This is a genomic window from Sphingomonas jinjuensis (assembly GCF_014197105.1).
In the GTDB taxonomy this organism is placed as follows: domain Bacteria; phylum Pseudomonadota; class Alphaproteobacteria; order Sphingomonadales; family Sphingomonadaceae; genus Sphingomonas; species Sphingomonas jinjuensis.
On sequence record NZ_JACIEV010000010.1, the window covers coordinates 124,232 to 133,202 of the forward strand.

At 66.8% G+C, this 8,971-nt stretch carries 6 protein-coding genes; 2 read left to right on the forward strand and 4 right to left on the reverse strand.

The window, feature by feature from the left end; translation table 11 throughout:
- Positions 1-36: 36 nt before the first annotated feature.
- The 3 genes from GGQ80_RS15855 to ppk2 all read right to left on the reverse strand — a co-directional run bounded on the left by GGQ80_RS15855 (position 37) and on the right by ppk2 (position 3,942).
- Entirely contained in the window at positions 37-2,340 is a 2,304-nt protein-coding gene (locus tag GGQ80_RS15855) for a GH92 family glycosyl hydrolase (protein ID WP_183986615.1), read from the reverse strand.
- Positions 2,341-2,379: 39 nt separating this feature from the next.
- Positions 2,380-3,093: a Crp/Fnr family transcriptional regulator gene (locus tag GGQ80_RS15860; RefSeq protein WP_183986650.1), complete on the reverse strand. Its 714-nt coding sequence runs from the start codon at positions 3,091-3,093 to the stop codon at positions 2,380-2,382.
- Between the two features lie 108 nt (positions 3,094-3,201).
- Entirely contained in the window at positions 3,202-3,942 is a 741-nt protein-coding gene (ppk2, locus tag GGQ80_RS15865) for a polyphosphate kinase 2 (RefSeq protein WP_183986617.1), read from the reverse strand.
- A gap of 119 nt (positions 3,943-4,061) precedes the next feature.
- Here ppk2 and GGQ80_RS15870 point away from each other — a divergent pair, with 119 nt between their 5' ends.
- Positions 4,062-5,138 (forward strand): AI-2E family transporter, encoded by a 1,077-nt coding sequence (locus tag GGQ80_RS15870; RefSeq protein WP_183986619.1) that lies wholly within the window; start codon positions 4,062-4,064, stop codon positions 5,136-5,138.
- Positions 5,139-5,257: 119 nt separating this feature from the next.
- On the opposite strand, the gene GGQ80_RS15875 is transcribed toward GGQ80_RS15870, so the two are convergent.
- Positions 5,258-7,243, reverse strand: a complete 1,986-nt coding sequence (locus tag GGQ80_RS15875) for a CocE/NonD family hydrolase (RefSeq protein WP_425506074.1) — start codon at positions 7,241-7,243, stop codon at positions 5,258-5,260.
- A 68-nt stretch (positions 7,244-7,311) separates the two neighbouring features.
- Between GGQ80_RS15875 and GGQ80_RS15880 the strand changes: the two genes are divergently transcribed.
- Positions 7,312-8,817 carry a S10 family peptidase gene (locus GGQ80_RS15880; protein ID WP_246347144.1) on the forward strand — a complete coding sequence of 502 codons (1,506 nt, stop codon included), beginning with the start codon at positions 7,312-7,314 and terminating at the stop codon, positions 8,815-8,817.
- Positions 8,818-8,971: the final 154 nt, after the last annotated feature.

An 8,971-nucleotide genomic window follows, 5' to 3' on the forward strand; every position in this document is an offset into this window, starting at 1 on the left:
CCAACCCCTCCCCTGAAGGGGAGGGGCTCAAGGCCCTCAATACCCGCTGATCGAATAGGGCCGCGCCGCCTTCGCCGTAGCCCAGCCCTTGTTCGGCACGGCCCCCATCACGAACCGCAACTCACCCCCGGCCATGATCTCGTCATGCCGGATGAAGCTGCGCGCCAGCGGCTTTCCGTTCAGCGTAACCTGGCTGACATAGCGGTTCGCCTCCGACAGCCCGTCCGCCGCCACCGTGAAGCGTCTCCCGTTCGGCAACGTCATCACCGCACGGCTGACGAACGGCCGTCCGATCACATATTCGTTCGAACCCGGCGCGACCGGATAGAAACCAAGCCCCGTGAAGAACAGCCACGCCGACATCTGGCCGAGGTCGTCGTTCCCCGACAGGCCATCGGGCGTCGGCTTGTACTGGCTCGCGACGATCTGGGTCAGCCGCTCCTGCGTCCGCCACGGCGCGCCGGCGTAGTTGTAGAGATAGGCGACGTGATGGCTCGGCTCGTTGCCATGGATATATTGGCCGATCAGCCCCGCAATATCCTCCGCATGGCTGTAATCGAGCTTCGAATTGTCGAAGTCGAACATCGCATCGAGCTTCGCGACCGTCTTCGCATCGCCACCAAGCAGCCGGAACAGCGCACCCTGATCCTGCGGCACGAACCAGCTATACTGCCACGCATTGCCCTCGGTGTAATCCGAGCCATAGTTGATCGCGGTCGGATCGAACGGCGTCCGATACGCCCCGTTCGCTAGTCTTGCGCGAAGGAAGCCGCTTTTCGCATCGAAGCTGTTGCGCCAATAGCCCGCGCGCTTGTCGAACTGCGCCGCGACATCCGTCCGCCCCATCGCGCGCGCCATCCGCGCGATCGTCCAGTCGTCGTACGCATATTCGACCGTCTTCGACGCCGCCTCGGGCTCCTTGTCGATCGGCACATAGCCGCGCTTCATATATTCGCCGAGCCCGCCATAGGACGCATAGCTTGCGCTCGCGACCATCGCGTCGAGCGCCCGGGGTGCATCGAAGCAGCGGATGCCCTTCAGATACGCGTCCGCGATCACCGGCACCGCATGATATCCGATCATCGTCCAGGTCTCGCGCCCCGCGAACTGCCAGACGGGCAGGATGCCGTACGGGCTCGCCTCGCGGCTGGCGACCAGCGACGACACGACGTCGCAGGTCCTCTGCGCCGGCTGGACCAGCGTCAGCAGCGGGTGTTCTGCGCGAAACGTGTCCCACAGCGAGAAGGTCGAGCGGACCGTATAGCCCGTCGCCACCCGCACCTGATCGTCGGGCCCGCGCCAGCGGCCGTCGGCATCGCTCCAGACGCTCGGCGCGAGCAGCGTGTGGTAGAGCGCGGTATACAGGTTCGTGCGCATCGCCGGCGGCGCGTCGATATCCACCGCGCCCAGCGCCCTGTCCCACGCCCCCCGCGTCGCCACGCGGATCGCGTCGAAGTCGCCCGGCTCCGCCTCCAGGTTCGCCACCGCCCCATTCTCGTCGACCCCCGATAGGGCCACGCGCACCTCCAGGGGCTTGGTCAGACGCCCGAAATCGAGCTGTGCCTCCAATTGCCGCCCCAGCTTCTCCGCCACCGCATCGCTGCCCCGGCCTGGCGCGGCGAAGCCCTTGTACGGCACCTTCTCCTCACGATCGACGAAGGCATGATCGGTCAGCGGCGACGAAAAGCGCATCGCGAAGAACAGCTTGCGCCCCGGCGCCCAGCCGCGCGTCTCGCGAAAGCCGGTCAGCGTCCCGTCGGCGCGCAGGTGCAGCCCCGACCACAGGATCTTGCCGGGATAATTGTACAGCGACGAGCGGAGGTCGATCACCAGATGCGCTGCCCTGCCCGCGGCAAAGGCGTAGCGATGCACCCCGACCCGCGTGCCCGCGGTCAGCTCCGCCCTCACCCCCGCATCATCGAGCGTGACCGCATAATAGCCCGGCGACGCCGTCTCGCGCGCATGGCTGAAGCGAGAGCGATAGCCCGATCCCGGCACCTTGGCATCGCCCGGATCCAACGCCACCCGATCGCCAGCCACCGGCATCACCAGCACGTCGCCCAGGTCCGAATGCCCCGCGCCCGAAAAATGGGTGTGGCTGAACCCCTGGATCGTCGGATCGTCGTAGCGATAGCCGGCGGCATGGCCGTAGCAGTCGCGGATCGTGCAGCCGGTATCGGTATCGGGGCTCAGCTGCACCATCCCGAACGGTGCGGTGGCACCGGGATAGGTGTGCCCCTCACCACCGGTTCCAATGAAGACGTTGACCGCTTCCGACGGGCGGCCGGTCTGGGCGGCGAGCGGCGCCGCGACCAGCGCGGCGGCAAGGATGATGCGCATGGGATGGTTAGAGCATCATCCCCCGGACGTGTCAGCCGCTTAGCGTGGATCGCCGTAGAGATAGGCGGGCTCGAACTCGCCGATCGCCGTCATCCGCTTCGGATCGAGGATCTTCACCTCGCCATGGCTGAACGTCATCAGCTCCTGCTCGCGCAGGCTGCGCAGCGTGCGATTGACGTGGACCCCCGTCAGCCCACACGCCTCGGCGATATCGGCTTGGGTCAGCGGCAAGTGGAAGCGATCATTCTCGACCAGCCCGACCATTCGCATCCGCGTTGCCGTCTCCATGAAGAAATGCGCCAGCCGCCCTTCCGCGCCGAGCCGCCCGAGCCGGAAGATCCACTCGCGATGCATCGCCGCATCGAGCAATGTCGAGAACCACAGGGCTCGCGTCAGCGCCGGCCGCTCGTTGGTGATGTCGCTCAGCGCCTCGTGCGGCACCACCGCGACGGTACACGCGCTCAACGTCGCGACGTCGTGGTCGAGCCGCCGCATCGGGAAGGCGTGGAGGTCGACGAAATCGCCGGGCACATGCACCGCGACCAGCTGCCGGAACCCATCGCGGTCGTCCATGTACCGGCACATGAAGCCTTCGAGCAGCATCGTGCTCTGCTCGACGACGTCGCCGGCCCGCACCAGCGTGCGTCGTGCCGGCAGCTGCTTGATGTCGACGACCGCCTGGTCCAGCGCAAGCCGGTCGTCGCCCGACAGGCGATCGCGCCCACGGCCCGCCAGAAAGCCACGTGTGACCAGCGTCTCGTCGCTAGTCGTTGCAATCGAAGTGATTTGATCCACGCCGTTACCAACCCGAAACGACGCTACCGGTTCCGCAACGACAGCGCGGCGCGCCGGATCGAGGCGTCAGCGCGCCAATCGGCCGTCGCTCAACGCCTTTTCCTCGAACGCAAACAGGACGTCGGGGTCGGGTGACGCGACATGCTTGGCGATGTCGGCCGGAGAGACGTGGTGGACGATGTGCTCCATCACCGCCAGCCGCGCCTGCTTCTTGTCGTTCGCGCGCACGCAATACCAGGGCGCGAGCGGCGTGTGCGTACGCAGCAGCATGGTATCGCGGGCCAAGGAGTAGTCGTCCCATTTGTCCTGCGCCGCGGCGTCGATCGGCGAGACCTTCAGGGCCTTCAGCGGATCGTCGCGGCGCTCCTGCAAACGCTGCTTCTGCTCGTCCTTCGCGATGTCGAGCCACAGCTTGACCAGCTTGATTCCGCTCTCGACCAGCATCCGCTCGAAATCTGGTGCATCGCGCAGGAACTCGGCCTGCTCGGCCTCGGTGGAAAAGCCCATCACCACCTCGACCCCGGCGCGATTGTACCAGGAGCGATTGAAGATCACCAACTCGCCTGCCGAGGGCAGATGCTGCACATAGCGCTGGAAATACCACTGTGTGCGCTCGCGCTCGGTCGGCTTGGGCAAGGCGACGACGCGGGTCGACCGGATCGACAGATGCTCGGTGATCCGCTTGATCGTCCCGTCCTTGCCCGCGGCGTCGCGGCCCTCCAGCACGATGACGATCCGCTCGCCTGATTGCGCCGCCGCCAGCTGGGTCTCGACCAGCGCCAATTGAAGCTTCTCGATCTTGCTCATGTCATCGCCGCCGCTGGTAAAGTCCTTGCGCGACCCTACCCTAAGGGCCGGCCGCGGCAAGGGACTGGAACGCGACCGCGCCGCCGTGCATTGGGCCATGTCAACGAAGGGGATCATCGATGAGCGAACAGGGACGCCGTCGCGGCGTGGAGATTGCGGCGTTCGTCGTCTTCCTCGTCGGCATCACCGTCGTCTTCGGCGCCGTGCTGCTGCCGTTCGCGGGTGCGATCCTGTGGTCGGTGGTGGCAGCGATCGTCTTCATGCCCGTCTTCGATCGCATCCTGCGCCGCATGCCGGATCGGCAAGGCGCGGCGGCGGGACTGACGCTGCTGGTCTTCGCCGCGATGGTGATCGTGCCGACGCTGTTCCTCCTCACCTATATGATCGAGGAGGGCACCAGCCTCTATCTGCGCTTCCAGGCGGGGCAGATCGATCTCGGCGCGATGTTCGACCGCTTCGAACGCTCGCTGCCCGGCTGGGTGCAGGATGTCCTCGGCCGCATCGGCGTGACCGATCTCGACAGCGCCACCACGACGCTCGGCAAGCAGGTCAGCGCCCGCGCCCAGTCGCTGGCGCAATATGCGGTCAGTTTCGGTCAGGGCTTCGCCAACTTCCTGCTGGCGCTGGCGGTGATGCTCTACATCACCTTCTTCCTGCTGCGCGACGGTCGCGCGATCAACGCCGGCGTCGGCGACCGCGTGCCGATGGAGCCGACCCGCCGCCACCTGCTCGCCCGGCGCTTCGTCGCCGTCGTGCGCGCGACGGTGAAGGGCAGCATCGTCGTCGCCGTCGTCCAGGGCGCGCTCGGCACGATCACGATGGCGCTGCTCGGCGTGCCCAACGCCGTGCTGTGGGGCGTCGTCATGGCGTTCGCCGCGCTGCTTCCCGCGATCGGTCCCGCGCTGGTGTGGGTGCCGGTCGTCCTCTACCTGATCGTCGCGGGCCAGGTGTGGCAGGCGATCGCGATGGCGCTGTCGGGCGCGCTGCTGATCGGATCCGCCGACAACGTCCTGCGCCCGATCCTGGTCGGCCGCGAGACGCAGATGCCGGACTATCTGGTCCTGGTGTCGACGCTCGGCGGCCTCGCGACCTTCGGCGTCAACGGCCTGCTGATCGGGCCCGTCGCGGCGGCGCTGTTCCTGTCGGCATGGGACGTACTGAGCAACGATCCGGTCGGCGAGATCGCGGATCAGTAGCCCGCATTCGCCCCTGCGAAGGCCGGGGCCCAGTCGGGCCGACGGTCGTGATACGCGTCGCGCTCCGTTACCGCTGTCATCCCAACTGGGCCCCGGCCTTCGCCGGGGAACCGATGACGTCAGCGCGCCGTCACCGCCCGCTGATCGACCGGCACCACGGGCAGCCACACCCGGCTCGAGCTAGCCCCGCCATATTGCACGCTGACCGTCGCCTTCCTGTACGCCGACTTGGGTGCGGTGAAGATGTTGTCGACATAGGTCTGCGGGTTGCGATCATAGAGCGGGAACTGCGTCGACTGCACCTGCACCATGATCTTGTGGCCGGGCAGGAACACGTGGTTCACCGTCGGCAGGCGGAACTTATACTCCTGCGTCTTGCCCGCCGGGATCGGCGACGGCTTCGAGAAGCTGTCGCGATAGCGGCCGCGGAAGATGTCCTGGCTGATCGCGAGCTGATAGCCGCCCATCTTCGGATCGGTCGCGTTCTCCGCCGGATAGACGTCGATCACCTTGACGATGAAGTCGCCGTCGGTGCCCGTCGTCCGCGCGAACAGGTCCGCGATCGGCGCGCCCGACACGCGCACCGCCTGGGTCAGCGCCGGCGTCTGGTACGTCAGCACGTCGGGACGCCCGTCGGCGAAGCGCTGGTCCTGCACCAGCCAGTCGCCCCAGCGCCCGTCGCCGAAGTTCACCGGCCGCGACAGATGCGGCACCGGCTTGGCGGGATCGGAAACATAGCTGTCGCTGCCCGCGCCGGTCCGCTCGAACCCCAGCGCCCCGCCCTCGCCCAGATAGATCGGCGTCAGCGGCGCGGCGCAGCCCTTCTCGCAGGCGAGCGGCCACGACGACAGCTTGTCCCAATGGTTTTCGCCGGTGTTGTAGATCGCCGCCTGCGGCAGGTTCGCCGCGGGGCCGTCCTTCAGATACTGGTTGAACAGCGGCAGCACCATCTGCTCGCGGAATTGCTGCGCGGTATCGCCGTTCCACTCGAACGGCCCCAGCTCGCGCCCGGTGCGATTGACCTGGCTGTGGCGCCACGGCCCCATCACCAGATAGTTGTTACCGGTCTTGCCCGCAGCCTTCAGCGCTTCCCAGCTGTGGATCGCGCCGTACATGTCCTCCTGGTCCCACAGGCCCTGTTCCCAGATTGTCGGTACATTCGAGGGGTTGGCCGCCAGCAGCTTGTCGAGCGCCTGCCCCTGCCAGAACGCGTCATAGGCGGGATGCTTCACCATCGTCTGCCAGAACGGCAGCTGGTCATAGCCCGACTTCTGCGCCCAGTCGTTCGCCGAGCCGACCTCGCGGAAATTGTCGTAATCGTCCCAGCCGCCGGTCGACGGCGCCTTGCCCGCACCCTTGTACCCCGTCTGCCCGCCCAGCCAGGCGATGTTGGCGAGGCGGAACGCGCCGTAATGGAACCAGTCGTCGCCCATCCAGCCGTCGATCATCGGGCTCTCCGGCGCCGCGACCTTCAGCGCCGGGTGCGGCTTCAGCAGCGCCATGACGACGGTGAAGCCCTCATACGACGACCCGATCATGCCGACCCGGCCGTTCGATTCGGGCAAGTTCGCCTTGTTCACCAGCCAGTCGATCGTGTCATAGGCGTCGGTGGTGTGGTCGACGTTGGTCTTGTTGAGCGGCCCGATCACCGGCCGCGTGACGACGTAATCGCCTTCCGAGCCGTACTTGCCGCGAACGTCCTGATAGACGCGGATGTAACCGTCGCGGACGAACGCCTCGTCGGCCAGCGGCAGCGCGTTGATCATCTGCGGGCTGTCGGAGCGATTGGCGCGACCCGCGGCGTTGTACGGCGTGCGCGTCAGCACGATCGGTGCATTGGTCGCGCCCTTGGGGATGACGATGACGGTGTAGAGCTTCTTCCCGTCGCGCATCGGGATCATCGCTTCGCGCTTCACATAGTCGATGTTCGCCGGGGTCGGCGGCGTGAACTTCGCCGGAATATCGCCCGCCGGCGCCTGAGCGGCGTCCTTCGTCGCCGGTCGCTGCTGCGCAACCACGGGAGAGACGACGACGGCAGCGGCGGTGGCGGCGAGCAGAATCGGCTTGATCATCGGGGCCTCGCGAGAAACGATACAGTACATCATTCGTGCCTTTCCCACTGGCGGAAGGCAAGTGTGTCTGCCATGTTTCTTGGGCCTTCAGGAGCCTGCCCTTGTCCCTTCGCCTCACCCTTCTTGCCGCTGCCGCGCTGCTGCCGATCGCGCTGTCCGCGCCCGCCTTGTCGCAATCGGAAAAGACCCAGGTCACGACCGAGAAGAAGACCGACGACGAGATGAAGCTGCCGCCGCTGCCGGCGGACAAGACGATCACCCAGACCGCGCGGATCGGCGGCCGGGCGATCAGCTACAAGGCGACGGTCGGCACCATTCCGGTTCGCGACGACAAGGGCAAGGTGATCGGCGAGGTCGTCTACACCAGCTATACGGTTCCCGGCGCCGACCCGCGCCGCCCCGTCACCTTCGCCTTCAACGGTGGCCCGGGCGCCGCCTCGGTGTATCTCAACCTCGGCGCGGTCGGGCCGAAGCGCGTGCAATTCGGCGCACAGGGCGATGCCCCCTCCGACGCGCCGATCGCGACCGACAACGCCAACAGCTGGCTCGACTTCACCGACCTCGTCTTCATCGATCCCGTCGGCACCGGGTTCAGCCGCAGCCTGGTCGATGCCGACAAGACCAAGAAGGCGTTCTACGCCAACGATCCCGACATCAAATATCTGTCGAAGGTCGTCTACGACTGGCTGGTCAAGGAGGGCCGGCTGCGCAGCCCGAAATACGTCATGGGCGAAAGCTACGGCGGCTATCGCGCCCCGCGCATCGCCTATGAGCTGCAGTCGCAGATCGGCGTCGGCGTCAACGGCCTCATCATGGTCTCACCCTATCTCGATCCCGCCTCGGGCGACGAGGCGACCGCGCTCTCGCCGCTGCCGTGGATGATCGACCTGCCGTCGATGGCCGCCGCGAACCTGGAACGCCGCCATCAGCTCACCCCCGCCGCGATGGCGCAGGTCGAGGATTACGTCCGCGGCGACTTCGCCCGCGACCTGCTGCGCGGCCGCAGCGACCCGCAGGCGAACGACCGCATCGTCGGCCGCGTGACCGAGCTGACCGGCCTCGACCCCGCGCTCGTCAAGCGGATGGGCGGGCGCATCGACAGCTGGACCTTCGTACGCGAAGCTCATCGCGCCGATGGCCTCATCGGCAGCTGGTACGACAGCAACGTCACCGCCTTCGATCCCTTCCCCTGGTCGCCGCAGCGCAAGTCGGGCGACCCGATCCTGGAGGCGCTGATCGCCCCCACCACCAGCGCGATGGTCGACTTCGTCACGCGCGAGGTCGGCTGGAAGACCGATGGCCGCTACAACGCGCTGTCGAACGCGGTGAACCAGGCCTGGGATCGCGGCAAGCCGCAGGACACCCCCGTCACCGACCTGCGCAAGGCGATCGCCAACGATCCCAAGATGCAGGTGCTGATCGTCCATGGCTGGGACGATCTGTCCTGCCCCTATTTCGCCTCGCGCCTGATCGTCGACCAGATGCCCTCGTTCGGCGTCGCCCAGCGCGTGAAGCTGGAGGTCTATCCCGGCGGCCACATGTTCTACAGCCGCCCCGACAGCGCCGCCGCCTTCAAGCAGGCCGCGCGCGGCATGTACGGCGCCTAAAAAATCCTGCCCCGGAGGGGGAAGGAACAACCGACTTCCGCTACCGTCATCCTGAAACAAGGGCGTGTCATCATTTGCCGGATTCCCAAGCGGCTCGCTGCGTGATTCATAGGGTGCCGGTAACGAGGACCGGCAGATGGTGAGACGCTATGGG

What these genes read in the sequence shown, in the direction of transcription:
- GGQ80_RS15855 (WP_183986615.1), bottom strand. Translation starts at nt 2,340, where the DNA reads ATGCGCATCATCCTTGCCGCCGCGCTGGTCGCGGCGCCGCTCGCCGCC.
- ppk2 (WP_183986617.1), bottom strand. Translation starts at nt 3,942, where the DNA reads ATGAGCAAGATCGAGAAGCTTCAATTGGCGCTGGTCGAGACCCAGCTG.
- GGQ80_RS15870 (WP_183986619.1), top strand. Translation starts at nt 4,062, where the DNA reads ATGAGCGAACAGGGACGCCGTCGCGGCGTGGAGATTGCGGCGTTCGTC.
- GGQ80_RS15875 (WP_425506074.1), bottom strand. Translation starts at nt 7,243, where the DNA reads ATGATGTACTGTATCGTTTCTCGCGAGGCCCCGATGATCAAGCCGATT.